Source organism: Kosakonia sacchari SP1 (assembly GCF_000300455.3).
GTDB classification, from domain to species: domain Bacteria; phylum Pseudomonadota; class Gammaproteobacteria; order Enterobacterales; family Enterobacteriaceae; genus Kosakonia; species Kosakonia sacchari.
In genome coordinates this window covers 2,458,937-2,475,594 of the sequence record NZ_CP007215.2, presented here as the reverse complement: position 1 = coordinate 2,475,594, position 16,658 = coordinate 2,458,937, and the positions used below count along the sequence as shown (strand labels likewise).

At 54.8% G+C, this 16,658-nt stretch carries 14 protein-coding genes; 9 read left to right on the top strand and 5 right to left on the bottom strand.

The genetic code is table 11. The annotated features are described in order from the left end of the window. Positions 1-252 precede the first annotated feature (252 nt). The 9 genes from C813_RS34710 to C813_RS34670 all read left to right on the top strand — a co-directional run bounded on the left by C813_RS34710 (position 253) and on the right by C813_RS34670 (position 11,180). Positions 253-1,617 (top strand): MmgE/PrpD family protein, encoded by a 1,365-nt coding sequence (locus C813_RS34710; protein ID WP_017456803.1) that lies wholly within the window; start codon positions 253-255, stop codon positions 1,615-1,617. A 26-nt stretch (positions 1,618-1,643) separates the two neighbouring features. Next, positions 1,644-2,966, top strand: a complete 1,323-nt coding sequence (locus C813_RS34705; RefSeq protein WP_017456804.1) for an MmgE/PrpD family protein — start codon at positions 1,644-1,646, stop codon at positions 2,964-2,966. Between the two features lie 12 nt (positions 2,967-2,978). Further along, positions 2,979-3,740: a sulfite exporter TauE/SafE family protein gene (locus C813_RS34700; RefSeq protein ID WP_017456805.1), complete on the top strand. Its 762-nt coding sequence runs from the start codon at positions 2,979-2,981 to the stop codon at positions 3,738-3,740. 153 nt (positions 3,741-3,893) lie between these two features. Next, the gene (locus C813_RS34695) at positions 3,894-4,940 is read left to right on the top strand and encodes an amino acid ABC transporter substrate-binding protein (RefSeq protein WP_017456806.1); all 1,047 of its coding nucleotides are present in this window, start codon (positions 3,894-3,896) and stop codon (positions 4,938-4,940) included. 62 nt (positions 4,941-5,002) lie between these two features. Beyond that, entirely contained in the window at positions 5,003-6,217 is a 1,215-nt protein-coding gene (locus C813_RS34690; RefSeq protein ID WP_017456807.1) for an amino acid ABC transporter permease, read from the top strand. A 9-nt stretch (positions 6,218-6,226) separates the two neighbouring features. Next, positions 6,227-7,294, top strand: coding sequence for an amino acid ABC transporter permease (locus C813_RS34685; protein WP_017456808.1), 1,068 nt, complete (start codon positions 6,227-6,229; stop codon positions 7,292-7,294). After that, a complete protein-coding gene (locus C813_RS34680) occupies positions 7,294-8,052 on the top strand; it encodes an amino acid ABC transporter ATP-binding protein (protein WP_017456809.1) in 759 nt (252 codons plus the stop codon). Before C813_RS34685 ends, C813_RS34680 begins: the two co-directional genes overlap by 1 nt. A 449-nt stretch (positions 8,053-8,501) precedes the next feature. Continuing rightward, the gene (locus C813_RS34675) at positions 8,502-10,040 is read left to right on the top strand and encodes a methyl-accepting chemotaxis protein (RefSeq protein WP_017456810.1); all 1,539 of its coding nucleotides are present in this window, start codon (positions 8,502-8,504) and stop codon (positions 10,038-10,040) included. 57 nt (positions 10,041-10,097) lie between these two features. Further along, complete coding sequence (locus C813_RS34670; protein WP_017456811.1) at positions 10,098-11,180, top strand: mannuronate-specific alginate lyase; 1,083 nt, start codon at positions 10,098-10,100, stop codon at positions 11,178-11,180. A 6-nt stretch (positions 11,181-11,186) separates the two neighbouring features. Here C813_RS34670 and C813_RS34665 read toward each other — a convergent pair whose 3' ends face one another. The 5 genes from C813_RS34665 to C813_RS34645 are packed head-to-tail and all read right to left on the bottom strand — an operon-like array spanning position 11,187 to position 16,630. Then, entirely contained in the window at positions 11,187-11,984 is a 798-nt protein-coding gene (locus tag C813_RS34665; RefSeq protein WP_017456812.1) for a hypothetical protein, read from the bottom strand. Positions 11,985-12,022: 38 nt separating this feature from the next. Then, positions 12,023-13,174, bottom strand: coding sequence for an MFS transporter (locus tag C813_RS34660; protein WP_017456813.1), 1,152 nt, complete (start codon positions 13,172-13,174; stop codon positions 12,023-12,025). Positions 13,175-13,177: 3 nt separating this feature from the next. Further along, the gene (locus tag C813_RS34655; RefSeq protein WP_017456814.1) at positions 13,178-14,002 is read right to left on the bottom strand and encodes a hypothetical protein; all 825 of its coding nucleotides are present in this window, start codon (positions 14,000-14,002) and stop codon (positions 13,178-13,180) included. Continuing rightward, complete coding sequence (locus C813_RS34650) at positions 13,989-15,428, bottom strand: radical SAM protein (protein ID WP_017456815.1); 1,440 nt, start codon at positions 15,426-15,428, stop codon at positions 13,989-13,991. Before C813_RS34650 ends, C813_RS34655 begins: the two co-directional genes overlap by 14 nt. Then, positions 15,428-16,630 (bottom strand): glycosyltransferase family 2 protein, encoded by a 1,203-nt coding sequence (locus C813_RS34645; protein ID WP_238593025.1) that lies wholly within the window; start codon positions 16,628-16,630, stop codon positions 15,428-15,430. Before C813_RS34645 ends, C813_RS34650 begins: the two co-directional genes overlap by 1 nt. Between the last annotated feature and the right edge of the window lie 28 nt (positions 16,631-16,658).

Sequence of the window (16,658 nt, the reverse complement as noted above, 5' to 3'; positions counted from 1 at the left end):
GTACTGATGATGGCTTTGCAAAGTCTGCACCCTGCCGTCGTTCATCTTGCCACACTAACGGGGAGGCTTTTGCATTTTTTATTCTTTGCTTATTTAAAAAACATCTTTTGACGTTTACGAAATCGCTGCTATGTTTATTTTAAATTCATTGTATACAAATGAATTCAAGAATACACAAAACCAATATTTGCTTTTTATTTTGTAAGCCAACACCGTATTTGCACGTCAACACCAGGGAAACTGTGTTTTACCATGACAACGAAAGCAGAAACTGCATTAACCCGTGGAGAACAGCTAAGCCATTTCATCAGCCATGCTAATCAACTCGTTGTGCCGCCTGCCGTGCGGCACGAAGCAAAACGCGCATTAATTGATTTTCTCGGCGTGGCGATCGGTGCCGTTAATGACGATGCCGTTCACGCGGTTCGCCAGGTGGCGAAAAAATGGAACGCCATTGGTGATGCGCAAATTTTCCTTTCTACTACTACCACTCCTGCACTTGCCGCATTAGTCAACGCCACCATGGCGCACGCGGCTGATTACGACGATACCCATCCTGCTGGCGCGGGTCATCCCGGCGGGCCTTGCTGGTCAACGGCGCTGGCGATGGCGCAGGCGCATCCGGTTGACGAGGAACACATCCTGCTGGCCTTCATCACTGGTTTTGAAGTGATGGCGAAACTGGGCGGCGGTTGGGTGCCGGGCGTTGGACGTAACCTGCAACGTCGTGGTTTTCACCCTACTTCTGTTGTCGGCCGCGCCGGCGCGGCAGCCGTTGCAGCGGCAATTTTGCAGCTTTCCGAAGAACAGGTTCGCAACGCGTTAGGCGCGGCGGCAACCATGATGGGCGGTTTGCAGAAATCTTCCGGCACCCACGGAAAACCGTTTCACGCCGGGAAAGCTGCAATGGACGGTATTCTGGCGGCTGAACTGGCAGCGGAAAATTTTGTCGGTGCCCACCATTTTTATGAAGCTGACGGCTGGGTAAAAATCTTTATCCAGGACGGCAGCGCGGAAATTCCCCCGCTTGATTTCGGCGAGAGCTGGGAATTGCTCACCAACGGCTACAAGCTGTATGCCAGTTGCCGCGGTACGCACGCTTCCATTGAAACCGCACGTAAACTTTATCCACAATTGCAGGGGCGCACTATCACCCGAATTTCGGCAAAAGTGCATCCGATGGGCATGGTGAACGCCGGAATTATGGATCCGCGTACGCCGCTGGAGAGTAAATTCAGCATTCCTCACTGTATCACCCTTGCATTAAGCGGCTACGCGCTGACAGATACCGATTTCACGCAAGCGACGGTTGACGATCCGCACCCACGCGCGCTGCTGCCGCTGCTGGATGTGGAGGCGGTGGACGGGCAGTCCGCCAGTTCTGCTTTTATTGATGTCTGGCTGGATGATGGCAGCGTGTTGCATGCGCATACGGATGTCTATCGCGGCCACGCGCAAAATCCACTGAGCGATGACGAGTTACGCGCCAAATTTGACGCCCTCACCGTTCCCGTCCTCGGCGCGGCGCGAAGCGCACAATTATATGACGCCGCCCTGCACTTTGAGCGCCCGGGTTCACTGGCGCGCATTACCGGATTACTTGCCGGCGACCACTAATTCTTTTTTGCACAGGAAATCTGTTCATGACCATTGCCCGACAACTTGCCGGTAATTTACTGGCGTTCTCCCGGCAGGCTTTCCCGCAGGCCGCGTACGCCCAGGCGCGTACCGCGATAATTGATACATTAGGTGTGACACTTGCCGGCGGTGTGCAGGATGGCGCGCGCAAACTGCGTGCGGTGATTGTTCCTTCTGCCGCGACCGGCAACAGCCGCGTATTCGGCACCGACCTGAAGCTGAACGCGCTGGATGCCGCCCTGTTAAATGGCGTCTCTTCGCACCTGCTTGATTTTGATGATTCCAACTCCTGGCTGCACGGCCATATTTCTGTCGCTGTGTTGCCCGCGCTGCTGGCGCTGGCAGATGAGCTGGACATCAATGGCGAAGCGGTGCTGCGCGCTTACATTACCGGCTATGAAACCGCAGTGCGCATGGGTAAAGCAGTAAGCCCGTTCCAATATCGTCATGGCTGGCATCCGACCACCACGGTTGGTGTTTTCGCCGGTGTCGCGGCCTGCGCGGTGGCACTCGATCTTAATGAAGAACAAACCGCCACGGCGCTGGCGATGACCGCTTCACTCGCCAGCGGCATTAAGTCGAATTTCGGTACGGAAACCAAAGCCCTGGCGGTCGGTCAGGCGGCGCGCAGCGCTGTGATGGCCTGCAAACTGGCAAAAGAGGATTTCAGCGCAGGCGCTAATGCGTTCGAGCATCATCAGGGGTATTTCCACGTTTATAACGGCCAGGCGAATGTCGACCCGCTACCGTTAACTGAAAACTGGGATGCAACGCCGTTTATTCTCGATACCGTGAAGAGTAACAATTACAAATACTTCCCATGCTGTTACGCTATTTTGTCGCCGCTGGATGGTGTACTGGCGCTGCGTGAGGAAACCGGGTTTCAGCCGCATGAGATTGAACATATCGAGGTGAAAGTTCACCCGATCCGCTTCCCGCATATCAACATTCCGCAGCCGGAAAATCCGCTGGCGGGTAAATTCAGCCTGCATTATTGCGTGGCGCGTGCGTTTGTCACCGGCACCCTGACGCTGGATGATTTTATCGACGACGCGCGTTTTCAGGATCCGGCGACACAGACGTTAATGCGGAAAGTGACGCTGGAGCGTCATGACGAAGAGATTACACACAGCGCCTTCGTCACGCTGACCACTGTGGACGGGCGGCAGTTTACCCTGCGGGTCGCCGGGGCGCGGGGTTCCAGCCCGGCAATCCCGCTGCCGGATAACTTGATCGAACAGAAATTCCTTGATTGCGCCAGCCGCATTCTGCCAGCGGCAGAGGCTCAGGCGCTGTATCATCGCCTGCTGCAGGATGATTTTCGTTAAACGGATGTAAGTATGACACTGACGTTGATTCCGCCGGAGATTTCCCCGTTATTTGCCGGGGTGATGGTATTTTGCAGCTTTCTGACCTCGGCGCTGACGGCCGCCATGGGCCTCGGCGGCGGCACGGCGCTGCTGGCGATCATGGGGCTGGGGATGCCGGTGAGCAGCCTGATGCCGGTACACGGCATGGTGCAGCTTGGCTCCAATTTTAGCCGGACGCTGATTCAACGCGTCCATGTGGTGTGGCCGCTGGTGCTGTGGTTTTTACTGGGTAGCGCAGTCGGTATTGCCGTTGGCGCACCGGTTGCGGCGGTGATCCCGGACAGCATCGCCCGCATCGCACTGGGGTTGTTTATTCTCTGGTCGGTGCTGCGTAAACGCGGGGAACAGAAGCCACTGAGCCGTCCGTTGTTTATTATTGGCGGCGCGGTGAGTAGTCTTGGAACGATGATTGTTGGCGCAACCGGGCCGATGGTCGCCGGGCTTATCAGTTCTCAAGGGCTAAAACGCCAGCCGCTGATTGCCACACATGCGACCTGCATGGTGTTGCAACACGGGTTAAAGATCCTCGCTTTCGGGCTGATGGGCTTTGCCTGGGCCAGTTGGTTACCGGTGCTGGCGGCAATGATTATCAGCGGCGCGCTGGGCACCTGGCTGGGAACGCGGGTGCTGGATAACGTACCGGAGCGGCTGTTCCGCATACTGTTTCGCATTACCATGATCCTGCTCAGCGCACAGTTGCTGTGGCAAGGTGTGCGGGGATGGCTGCAATAATTCCATCTTCAGTTTCTGGATATGCTTTACTGAATTCGTTCTTTGCTAAAGAGGTCATGGATGAGGAACATACGTATACAAACGGATATGTTAGTGAAATCAGTAATAAATACAGTTAATTAATCGGATAGCAACTTTTAAAAAGGATCGGTCATGCTCAAAAAATCTCACCTTGCCGCCTCTGCTTTGCTGCTGGCGCTCGGCAGTTTCCTTGCGCCTGCCCAGGCGGAAAACGCGCCTGCTGTTAATGGCGATACCGTGAAAAAAATCAAAGCGCGTGGCGAACTGGTGTGTGGCGTTCACCCTGCCCGTCACGGTTTTGCCGCGATTAACAGCAAAGGCCAGTGGGAAGGCCTTGATGTTGATTTCTGCCGTGCGCTGGCAACCGCTGTGCTGGGCGACGCCTCGAAAGTGCGTTTCACCCCGCTCTCAACCGCACAACGCTTTATGGCGCTGCAGTCTGGCGAAGTGGACGTGCTGTCACGCAACACCACCGCGACGCTCACCAACGACGTGTCGCTCGGCATTAGTTTTGCTCCACCTAACTTCTACACCGGCACCGGGTTTATGGTGCGCGCTAACAGCGGCGTGAAAAAACTCGAAGATCTCGACGGCGCAACCGTTTGTGTCACGCCAAGCAGCACCGAACGTAACGTCGCGCAGATTTTTGGCTCACGCAACATTCACTACACGCCAGTGGTTATTGAAAACAACAAAGAGTATGTCGCCGCCTATCTCGCGGGGCGTTGTGATGTGATCGCCCGCGATAAAGTGGCACTGCCTGGCATCCTGGCCTTTGATACCGACAAACCGCAGGATCATGTGATCCTGCCGGGTATGTACTCCAAAGAGCCGCTGGCGATGGCGGTGCGCAAAGGCGACAATCAGTGGTATGACATTGTGAAATGGGTGGTTTATGCCACCTTCGACGCTGAAGAGATGGATGTTAACCAGAGCAATGTCGATGAAAAACTGAAATCCACCGATCCGGATGTCCAGGGCCTGCTGGGTGTCACCGGCGGCTTCGGTCAGAAACTGGGGCTGGATGACAAATGGGTGTACAACATCGTGAAACAGGTGGGCAACTATGGCGATATTTACAACCGCCACTTTGGCCCGAAAAGCGCTGAACCGCTGGATCGTGATTTGAATAATCAGTGGAACAAAGGTGGCCTGCTTTACGGTCTGCCGATCCGTTAATCGCCGGCCGCCTCCGTCTTGCGGGGCGGCCCTTCTCCACTCCTGCCACAGTCGTAATTTTAATGATGAAACAGTCTGACAACTCCGGTGTTCTGGCGTCTGAAGCGACGCGTGAGGCCACCGTGTTTCGCCTTTTCACCTTTTTTGGCAGTCAGTCCGTGCGCAGTGCCTGTTACCAGTTGCTGCTGGCGGCACTGCTTGTGGGGTTTAGCTACTGGCTCTACAGCAATGTGGTGGAAAACCTGCATGCGCAACGCATTTCGACCGGATTCGGTTTTCTGCACCAGCCTGCGCACTTCGCCATCGGGGAAACATTAATACCCTATTCCGCGAACGACACCTACACCCGCGCGCTGGTGGTTGGGTTCCTCAATACCCTCTATGTGACGCTGTGCGGCATTGTGCTGGCGACACTACTCGGTTTTTTGGTCGGTATAGGCCGGGTTTCAAAAAACTGGTTATTGATGAAGGTGTGCGTCACTTACGTGGAGCTGCTGCGTAATGTCCCGGTGATCCTGCATGTGATCTTCTGGTCGATGGTGATCCGCAACCTGCCCGCGCCACGCCAGGCGATAGAACTGCCGGGCGGTTTTCTTACCAACCGGGGCTTAACGTTCAGCGTTCCGGCGGCGCACAGCGGCTGGCAGTGGACATTGCTGGCACTGCTGGCTGGCTGTGTGTTAAGCCTGCTGGTTTCACTGCTTGCGCGTTACTGGCGCGAGCGTCGCAGCAAAGTGCTGCCAACAGGATGCATTCGCTTCGCGCTCATTATCGCCCTGCCACTGCTGGTGTGGTGGTTGTCCGGTGCGCCGCATGCGCTGAACACCCCGGAGTTGCGCGGGTTTAACTTTCGCGGCGGGTTTACCATCAGCCCGGAATTTACCGCGTTGCTGCTGGGGATTTCGCTCTACTCTTCTGCTTATATTGCCGAAATTGTTCGTGCGGGGATTCAGTCCGTGCCAAAGGGGCAGCTGGAAGCGGCGCGCGCGCTGTCGTTTTCATCATGGCATGTCATGCGCCATGTCGTTATTCCGCAGGCGATGCGGGTGATGGTGCCGCCGCTGGCGAGCAAGTATGTGAGCCTGGCGAAAAACAGTTCGATAGCCGTGGTGATTGGTTACCCGGAATTGGCGAATATCAGCAACACCATGATGAGTCAGACCGGCCAGGCGCTGGAGGCTATCGCCATTATGATGGTGGTGTATCTGGTCATTAGCGGCACCACGTCGCTGTTGATGAACCTGTTTAACCGCTACGTCGCCATTAAAGAGCGCTAAGGAACCGTTATGCAAAACTCTGTGGTTTTCTGGCTGCGGCAGCATTTATTCAGCAGCATCGCGCAAAGTGTGTTGACGTTGTTGCTGTTAGCGCTGCTGGCGCTGGTGGGGTCAACACTGCTGCGCTGGGGCGTGATAGACGCTGTTGGCTTCAGCGGTACGGCTGAGCAATGCCGGGCGGCGGCCGGTGCTTGCTGGGCGGTGATCGGCGAGAAGTATAGCCCGATCCTGTTCGGGCTCTATCCGTATGATGAGCAGTGGCGCGCCGCCCTGGCGGTGCTGGTGTGGTTTGTCACCGTCGGGCTTTCGCTGTCACCGATGTGCTGGCACTCGCGCCTGTTGTGGCCGCTGTGGATCGTCTCGCTGGTTGTCATGTCGGTGCTGATGAGTGGTGGCCTGTTCGGGCTACCGGTCGTCTCTTCTGCGGACTGGGGCGGCTTGCCGCTGACGCTGCTGCTTTTTTCCGGGACGGTGATTATTGGCATGCCGGTATCGGTGGTGCTGGCGCTGGGCCGCCGTTCCCCGCTGCCGTTTTTGCGCGGTTTGTCGGTGGTGTTTATTGAAGGGTTACGCGGCGTACCGTTGATCACGATTTTGTTTGTCGCTGTGAACGTCTTTCCGCTGTTTTTACCGGCCGGGATGGAAGTAAATAAGCTGCTGCGGGTGATTATTGGCATCGCCCTGTTCTTTGCCTGCTATCAGGCTGAAGTGATCCGTGGCGGTTTGCAGGCGGTGCCGCGCGGCCAGTATGAAGCGGCGGCGGTGCTGAATCTTGGATACTGGCACACCACCACCAAAATTGTGTTGCCGCAGGCGCTACGCATCTGCCTGCCGGCGGTGACCAACCATATTATTGCGGCGATGAAGAACTCGTCATTCGTGATCATTATCGGCCTGTTCGATGTGCTGACCGCCTCCACCGCAGTGATGCAGGACCCGGTCTGGCGTCGTTACTACATTGAAACCTATGTCTTTATCGCCGGCCTGTATTTACTATTTGGCTTTTCGCTTTCCCGTTACGCGGTGTGGGTCGAAGGACGCATCGATGAACGCCGTAACCCTGAAGGAGTTTCCTGATGCACACCACAACCCCCGCGAACGATGCGATCATTCAAATGACCTCCGTCAGCAAATGGTACGGGAAATTTCAGGTGCTGGATGATGTCTCGCTCAGCGTAAAAAAAGGCGAACGCGTGGTGATTTGCGGCCCGTCTGGTTCCGGCAAATCGACGCTTATCCGCTGCATTAACCGGCTGGAAGAGCATCAGAAAGGCCAGATTCTGGTGAACGGTATCGAAATGAATGACAATGTGCGCAACATTAGCCGCATTCGTTTGAGCATCGGGATGCTGTTTCAGCAGTTTAATCTGTTCCCGCATTTAAGCGTGCTGGATAACCTGATAATCGGCCCCACGCTGGTGCGCAAGATGAGCCGCCCGCAGGCAACGGAGCTGGCGATGCACTATCTGGAAAAAGTGCAGATCGCCAACCAGGCGCATAAGTTCCCGTTGCAGCTCTCCGGCGGCCAGCAGCAGCGCGTGGCGATTGCCCGCGCGCTCTGTATGCAACCGGAGATTATGCTGTTTGATGAGCCAACCTCGGCGCTGGACCCGGAAATGATCAAAGAAGTGCTGGATGTGATGCTGGATCTGGCGGACAGCGGCATGACAATGATTGTGGTCACACACGAAATGGGCTTTGCCCGTACCGTGGCGGATAACGTGATTTTGATGGCCGACGGTCGCATTGTTGAGTCTGCGCCGCCGGAAACGTTTTTCACCCAGCCTGCGCATCCGCGTACCCGCCAGTTCCTCGATCAAATACTCAGCCATTAATCGTAATGCGGCGGGTTTCCGCCGCACTTCCGCCCGCAATAGATATTCTCCAGTATCGCTAATAGCCATAATAAAATAATGGTATTGTCCTTTTCTTATACTCTGGACTTTATCCAAAAGTAAAAATGTTAGCCTGCGATGTTAATGTTTCTATTTTTGATCGTCTATTTATTCGCCTTTGCTGCATCACCGGCTATTAATTTGACTTAAGAATGTACTTATGGCTGGTTTGTTTTTTTGTCGTCATTTTTCTTTCGCAAAATCATAACAATATTTATAAATTGAGTCGTAAGTATGACTAAAAAAATATTTAACGCAGCTACTTTCCGTTGTCGATAACTTTGTGGAGAATGCACGGGTAATAACAAAAACTCACTGGCCGGTAAATTATAAAAAAGCCTATTACCGCGTCAGCAATTTATTGATCGCGGTACATTACGGGGTTTTTCATGAAGCGTAACACTCCTGTTACACAGAAAGAGTATTTGCTTAACGATGGGGCGACATTGTTGTCGACCACAAATACGCACAGCCATATTACTTATGCCAATACGGCATTTATTGACGCCAGTGGATTTACCGAAGACCAGTTGATGGGCGAAGCGCACAATATTATTCGCCACCCGGATATGCCACCCGCCGCGTTTGGTGATATGTGGTTTACCATCCAGCAAGGTGACAGCTGGACCGGGATGGTGAAAAACCGCCGGCAGAACGGCGATCACTACTGGGTGCGCGCCAACGTAACGCCGGTTTATCAGCAAGGCGAGTTAACCGGTTATATCTCGGTGCGGAATATTCCACAACGCGATGAAATTGACGCCAGCGCTGCGCTTTATGATCAAGTGAATGAAAACAAACTTCGCGGTTTCCGTTTTTATAAGGGTTTAGTGGTCCGCCGAGGTTTATTTTCTTTCCTTTCAATTTTCCAGCGGATTAGTGTTTCAAAACGTATTAATCTGGGCGCTATTATTACCGCTGCTCTCTTAGTGGTATTGCAATTCCTGCCATTTAATGCTGCTGAAAAAGCCGGTGTAACAGTTATTGCTCTGGGATTACTTTCTGTTTTTTTGCAGAGTCAAATATCACGCCCGTTAAAAATAGTTCTGTCGCAAATGCAAAAAGTGGTCTCCGGGCGAAAAGCCGACTATCGCCATTTTAACCGCGTGGATGAAATCGGTTTGCTAATGCGGCTGGTAAATCAGTCCGGGTTGAACCTTAATTCGCTGGTTGGCGATGTTTCCGCGCAAATAAAAGGAATTCGCGTCATTAGCGGGCGCATCTCCAGCGAAGGCGACTCTCTGCGCCAACGTACGGAAGAGACCTCCGGTGATCTGCATCAGACCGCGGCGGCAGTTGAAGAGATTGCAAGCGCAGTCAGGCAAACGGCGGAAACCGCAACAGACGCGATGACGCGTGCGGATGAGACCAGCGCCAGCGCGATGGAAAGCGGCAATGTGATGAAAAAGACCATTGCCATGATGCAGTCTGTTTCGGCGGACAATAACAAAATCGTCGACATTATTGGCGTCATCGACAGTATCGCTTTCCAGACCAATATTCTGGCGCTGAATGCGGCGGTGGAAGCGGCGCGTGCCGGTGAATCCGGGCGTGGTTTTGCCGTGGTTGCCGCGGAAGTGCGTAACCTTGCGCAACACTCCGCCTCTGCCGCGCGTGAAATCCAGACGCTTATCGAACACAACGTGGCTAACGTGAAAAGCGGTGTTGAGATGGTCGAGAACACCGAAACCCACCTGACGGCGATGATCGACAGCGTGATCAATATGTCGGCAATGATCAAAGAGATCGGTATCGCCACGCACGAACAAACGCAGGCGCTGGAGCTGATTAACCAGTCCGTTTCGCGTATCGGCACCATGACGCACAACAACACCGGCATGGTGGAACATGTCACCAGCGCGGCGGAAGATCTCTCTGAACGCGCCGCCCGCCTGCATCGTGCGGTGCATGTATTTGGCGGTAGCTGATAGCCCCAAACACCATGCTATAGTGCTGCTCCCCGGTCGTGGAAAACAGGACATAGCATGGTGTTTCTCAGAGCAGTGCTGATCTTCATCCTTTCGGCAGCAGCCCATGGCGCTGAACACTTTTCTCCTCCCGCCGGGTTTATGCAACCGCCGGAACACCACACAGCAAAAGCGGTTAACTGCCCCACTGCCCCCGCGCCTTTTACTGGCGTGCTGGATTTTCAAAGCAAGTATGAAGGCTCCGACAGCGCGCGTGCTACGCTCAACCCTGAAGCCGACGCCACTTTTCGCCAGCAAACCAAAGCGATTACTGATATGGAGCGCTTTGTCAGCCGCCAGGTTACCGCCTGGGCGCAAAGTGGAAACCCGTCGAATGTCGCCTGTGTGGTTAACGCACTGGCGGGCTGGGCCAGCGCGGGTGCGTTAACGGGTGATGCGAAGAACCATACCGGCAGATCAATGCGTAAATGGGCGCTGGCCACTTTCTCTTCTGCCTGGCTGCAGTTGCAATATTCGCCTCAGCATCCGCTGCGCGCTTATCCGGCCGAGCAGGCAAATATTGAGCGCTGGCTCAGCACACTTGGCGATTTAACGGTTAGCGAGTGGCATGATTTACCGTTGAATAAAGTCAATAACCACAGTTACTGGGCAGCCTGGGCCATTATGGCAACCGCGGTCGTCACGCAGCGGCGCGATCTCTTTACCGACGCGCTGGATATTTACCGCACGGCAATGCAGCAAATTGATCAACAAGGTTTTTTACCCAATGAATTGCGCCGTCGCCAGCGGGCGTTCTCTTACCACAATTACGCTATCCAGCCGCTGGTGATGATTGCGCTGTTTGCCCGTGCAAATGGCGTGGATCCAAAGGCAGAAAATCACGACGCGCTGCAGCGTCTGGGGGAACAAGTGATTGGCGGATTAACCGATGCGCAGCCGTTTGCGCAAAAAACGGGCGTTACGCAGGATGTGTCGTTTTTACAGCACCCGACCAATCTGGCCTGGCTTGAAGGCTGGTGCCAGCTTTATAGGTGTGATGATGCGCTGCGCCAGCATATAGCGCCCCTGCGACCGCTGCAAAACACCCGTCTGGGCGGCGATCTCAGCCACTTGATGGCTGCCACCGCCCGACAGGAGTAAGTGAGGTTAACTGGCGTTCCCGGCTATCGCCAGATAGTCCGTATAGAGCTGTGGCGCACCGGAAAACGATGCGAGCGTGCGCCACTCGTCATACATCCGTTCTGTATCCTGATGTGCGGCGACAAAGGCCAGCGATTTTTCCGTGGATACATCCAGCCCCGGATGAAAGGCGTTCAACGAAGCCAGACTTTCAATTTCCAGCATCACCGCGTACTGATCGAGACGATTACCGCCCTGGCCTTTCAGCATGTGGAATTTCCAGCCGGGGTAATCTTCGACGCGATGGATATTGTCCGTAATGAATTTTTCGAAGGTCTGCGGTAGTACGCCCGCGCGCAGTGCGAGATTGTGGAAACCGACAACGCGCGCCACCGTTTCTTGCCCGGATTTGGCCTGGTAGTTTGGCCCTTCCGGCAGGGAGCTGTTTGTATTTTCCGCCACCAGCGAGTAAGTGGTGAAAATGGTCGGCAGCTCGGCGAACGTCGCGAAAGTTTTCCATTCAGCAATCAGCGCCAGCGCCTGCGGGTGTTGCTGCCAGAATTGCTGCGCTTCGGCGGTCTGTTCACCACTGGCTGTCACATAACGGGCGTACTGCTGCGCATCCGGCGCTTCGTACAGCATCAGATATTCGTTTTCTCGCTCACCGCGCAAACCTTTCAGCAACGTCCAGCGCCAGCCCGGATACGCCGGGATCTGCACACCGCGCTCGCGGGCGAATTGCTCAAAATCGCCTGCGGTTACCCCTTTTTTCAGGTTAAGGCCAATGTAATGCACGCTAAAAACGGCATGAGATGGGTTATTCATAAAGACTCCTTTCTTCGTACCACGGACACGTCCGTGAATTAATGGATGATTTTGTGCGCCAGCAGGCTAACCAGCAGCAGGAGCACAATGCCGGCGCTGAACACCGCGCGCAGGCTGTAGTATTGCGCTATGACACCAATCAGCGCCGGTCCGCTCAACAGCCCCGCATAGCCGAATAAAGTGACGGCGGGAAGCGCGAAGTGCGACGCCACGCCGGGCTGATTCCCCGCGCCAGAGAAAAGCACCGGCACAATGTTCGCCAGCCCCGCGCCAACCAGCGCAAATCCGGCAAGAGAGAGCATGGTGCTATGCAGTGAAACCATCACCAGCAACCCCGCAGCGGCACACACTCCGCCGAAGAGCAGCACGCGCACGTTGCCATACGTGTTGATTAAGCGATCGCCATATACTCGCCCCAGCGCGACGGCAATGGAATAGAGCGTAAAGCCCAGGCCCGCCTGCTGCGCGGGCATCTGCCGTTCGCTATGCAGGAAAACGGCGGACCAGTCCAGCATTGCGCCTTCCATCAAAAAGATAAAAAAACAGACGATGGCGATAAAAAGTACCTGCGGATGCGCCAGCGTTCGCAGCAGGCTTCCCTTCGCGCCGGTTTGTTGCGGGCGTCTGGCTAATAAATGGCGGGATGAAGCCAGCGCGATCGCCAGAATCAGCAGCGCAATCAGTAAAATGGCGTGTCGTGGTGCCACACCTGCCCACAACAACAGGCTGACGCTTCCGGCACCCGCAATGCAGCCCAGACTATAAAAGCTGTGGAAACCGGCCATTCTTGCCTGTCCGGATGCACGCTCAACCACCACCGCCTGGCTGTTCATCGACACATCGAGCAGGCCATTTGCCGCGCCGAAAAAGAGCAGAACCCCGCCCATCACGACGGGGGAATCGATGAACAACATTACGGGCAAATCGAGACACAACACCAGGGCGCAGCAGAGGATCACGGCCCGGCAGCCAAAGCGGCTGATCAAGCTGCCGCTGAACGGCATCGCCAGCATGGAGCCCGCGGCAATGCAAAACAGCAGTAAACCCAGCGCGCCATCACCAACGTGCAGCGTGGTTTTCACCAGCGGGATCAGCGGTGCCCACGCCGAGACCGCCAGACCAGCAATAAAAAAGACCGCCCGCGTCGCATGCTGTGCGCCGGTATTTGTTGCCGGGTAAAGATTGGTCATTGGCTACACTCCCTGCTCATTCCCGCAACTCTGACTTTCGGCCACAGCCAGATAATCGGTGTAGATTTGTGGCGAACCGGAGAAAGACGCGAGCTGTTTCCACTCCTCATACATCTGCTTGGTGTCCCGATGTACCTTCGCGAAAATGGCTGCCTGGTCGGTGGCGATATCCGGTTCAGGATAGAAAACATCCAGTGCCGCAAGGCTTGCTATCTCCATCATCACCACATATTGATCCAGCCGGTTGCCGCGCTCGCCTTTCAGTAAACGGAATTTCCAGTCCGGGTAGTCTTCAATACGTTGGTAATTTTCAGCGATAAAGGTTTCGAAGGTCGCGGCCTCAACATCCGGGCGCAGCGCCAGGTTATGAATGCCAATGACTCTGGCCTCCGGTTCCTCGCCCGGCCGTTCACGATAACGAGGCCCATCTATCACGGTGCTTTTTTTGTTTTCCGCCAGCAACCGATAATCGGTGTAGATCGTCGGTAACGCGCTGAATGTTCCCAGTTGTTGCCATTCGCGCAGCAATTGCTGAGCGTGCGGGCGATCGCGCCAGAACTGGCGCGCCAGCTCGGTGAGATTGCCGTCTGCACGCAGGTAACGATCGCGCAGGTCGGCGTTTTCGATTTCATAGAGCATCAGAAATTGCCCGGCGCGCTCTCCCCGCAGGCCACGCAGCAACGTCCAGCGCCAGCCGGGATAACAGGGGATCTGGCACCCTTTCTCGCGAACAAACTGCTCAAATTGCGCATTGGTGACACCGGCTTCGGTGTCGATTGCGATGTAATACAGGCTAAAAACCGGTGCGGATGCGTCAGTGTGTTTCATGTGCAAGCTCCATGGTGAATTGGGTATTAATGATTGCTTCCACTAACGTGGCGCCGTTTGGCGTGAGCCTGACGTCATCGCCAGTCACGGTGATGAGCGCTTTTTGTGTTAACGTCTCTAACGCGCGCTGAATAACCGGGTTGTGGAAAAAACTGCGACCGTCGAAGCGCTGGCGGAATTCGCTATCGTTGACCGGACGCAGCGTGGAGAGCGCCATTTTGAAAGCGTTAACTTCGCGCTGGAGCGGGGAAAAACCGTGCTGCGATTCAATCGGTAAGCGCCCTTCTTCCAGCGCCTGGGAGTAGCGTTTGTAATCCGTAATGTTGATAGCTTCCGACTGCGTACATTTCGAACTGCCGCCAAGACCAATCGCCACTTCCGGATACTGTTTATCAAGGTCGGTAATCAGCCCTTTCCACTTTTCCGCAGGTTGTGTGCGCCGATGGAAATACATGGTGGGATGCTCAATGTAATCATCGGCGAAGTAGCGCTCTATCAGCTCGCGCATCTGGTACTGCTTACCCAGCCCCGGAAAGACGCTGTTGGCCCCTTTTTTCTGCCATAAGCTCTGGCGCTGCCCGGATACCCCGGTGCGCTGCTTCATCAATTCCGCCATATGCAGCTTTGTGCAGACGACATGAGAAAGCGCCAGTTCGCGGCACTTCTCCATATCAAATTTCACATCATCGACGCTTTGCCCAGGCAGACCATAGATCAGATCCACGCTTATCCATTCGAAACCAACTTCGCGGGCGTTGGCTATCGTCTGTTCGCAGGTTTCCGCGCTATGTTTACGCCCACAGGCCTCGATAAGCTGGTTATTGAACGACTGGACGCCAAAACTGATTTTGCTGAAACCCAGCGTTTTGAGCAGTTGCAGATAGGATTTTGTCAGCGTTGCGGGTTCCCCTTCAAAACGCAGCGTGGCGGCAGAAAAATTGAAATTTTGCTGGTAAAACGCAATCAGACGGCGGAGTTCCGCTTCCGGCAGCAACGACGGCGTGCCGCCGAAAACGTTAAATTCGCCCACTTCTGCTTGAGCCAGCGCGGGCACGTTTTGCAGCCACAATTTCGCTTCCTGAATGTTCTGATCCACCACCCGGTGAAAAACGGCCCGCGAGGGGGCGCTCTGCGGGTTAATGATAATGGTCGGGAACTGGCAGAAATGGCAGCGGTAGCGGCAGGTGGGAATCGACGCCCAGAGATGGATCTGTGCTGCCTGTTTAATGTCGTGTTCCATCTCGCGGAAAAAGGCGTCCTGCGGGTAGTCTATGATGTCGCCTGGAAACACGTGGCAGCCAAAAGGATCCCGGTAGACATACTCCAGCAAGGTGTGATTTTCCGGCGCCGCCAGAAAATCGAACACGTGCGGCACCGGGTAGTGCGGGTCGAGATCGTTCAACGACTCCAGAAGAGATCTGTTCATCAGAAGACTCCCCCGTTGGCAAAGTAATTATGCGCCATGCCCGACTCGCGATCCTCACAGAAATACCAGACGAAACGCTGGAAATCGCGCTGCTGAACGTCGTCAAAACAGGCTGGCAGCGGCGGTGGAAAACCAATGTCTTCGCCCATTGCGCGGCGCATGGCGCTGAAAATCTCGTCGCGAAACTCGAAATAGAGCAGGTAAGCGGGCGTTTTATAGGCGTGGATGGGAGTGAAATCGATAATGCGCGTTTCGTGTTTAATGGCCTCAATGCGCCGGAACAGGCGATCGGCTACCACCGGACCGAAAAAGTCACGCACGGCCTCGCTGTCTAACAGCAGATGCGGGTTGAGAAGCACCGGCAGCACAATATTTTTCGGCACGTAATCTTTGATCGAGTAGTGCCAGGCCTGTAATGACTGTTCAGGTGTCGTGTCGCTCAGCGAGGTTTGCTGCCCCCCATCCGGGCGAACATCTTTCATGATGATGATGCCATCTTGCCCGTAGGCGACACCGGTAATCACTTCCTGCAGAATGGAGTCTACGCGGCGGCTGTTGATTTCAACGTGGGAATCACGTGCGTAGACAGGTTTTCCGCCTGCGGCGATCACGCGAATACCGAAATCCCAGTCATCGGAAAGGTGCTCGACAAACCGACCGTTATTGAGCTGGTAAAAGATCTCAATGCCGCCGACGTTGTCGTACATCGTACGTTCAACGGCGAAACCTTTGCCATCCGGGAAGCCGCCAAACAGCGAGAAGGAGACATCGCGGCAGCGCAGCGTTTTCTGGATCTCGGCAAACAGGTTCGGGCGCAGACGGAAGTCGTTTTCGTTGTAGTAGTAATTACAGGTGCCTAAGTCCCCTTCTTCCTCGATCATTTTTGCAATCAGCGTGTGCAGCCACCAGCTGTCCACGGTGCAGTCCGCATCGGCCGAAACGATATAGTGCTTTCGGTTTATGCCAAGGCGTTTATCACGGGCTTTTGAACGCAGCGAGGCGTAGTCCATTCCGCATTTTCGCGCGGAGGAGACACCCTGCGTGGTTTCCTTGATGATATGAATATCCATTGACGGATTGAGTCGGTGAAAATTATGTATTTGCGCCACTGAATCGTCGGTGGAATTATTATCCACCACGATCAGCTCCCAGTTATCATGCGTCAGCATGTTATTACGCGTTTTTTGATTAAGTAACGACATAAGCACAGCGTTAATTCTGTCCCTCTCG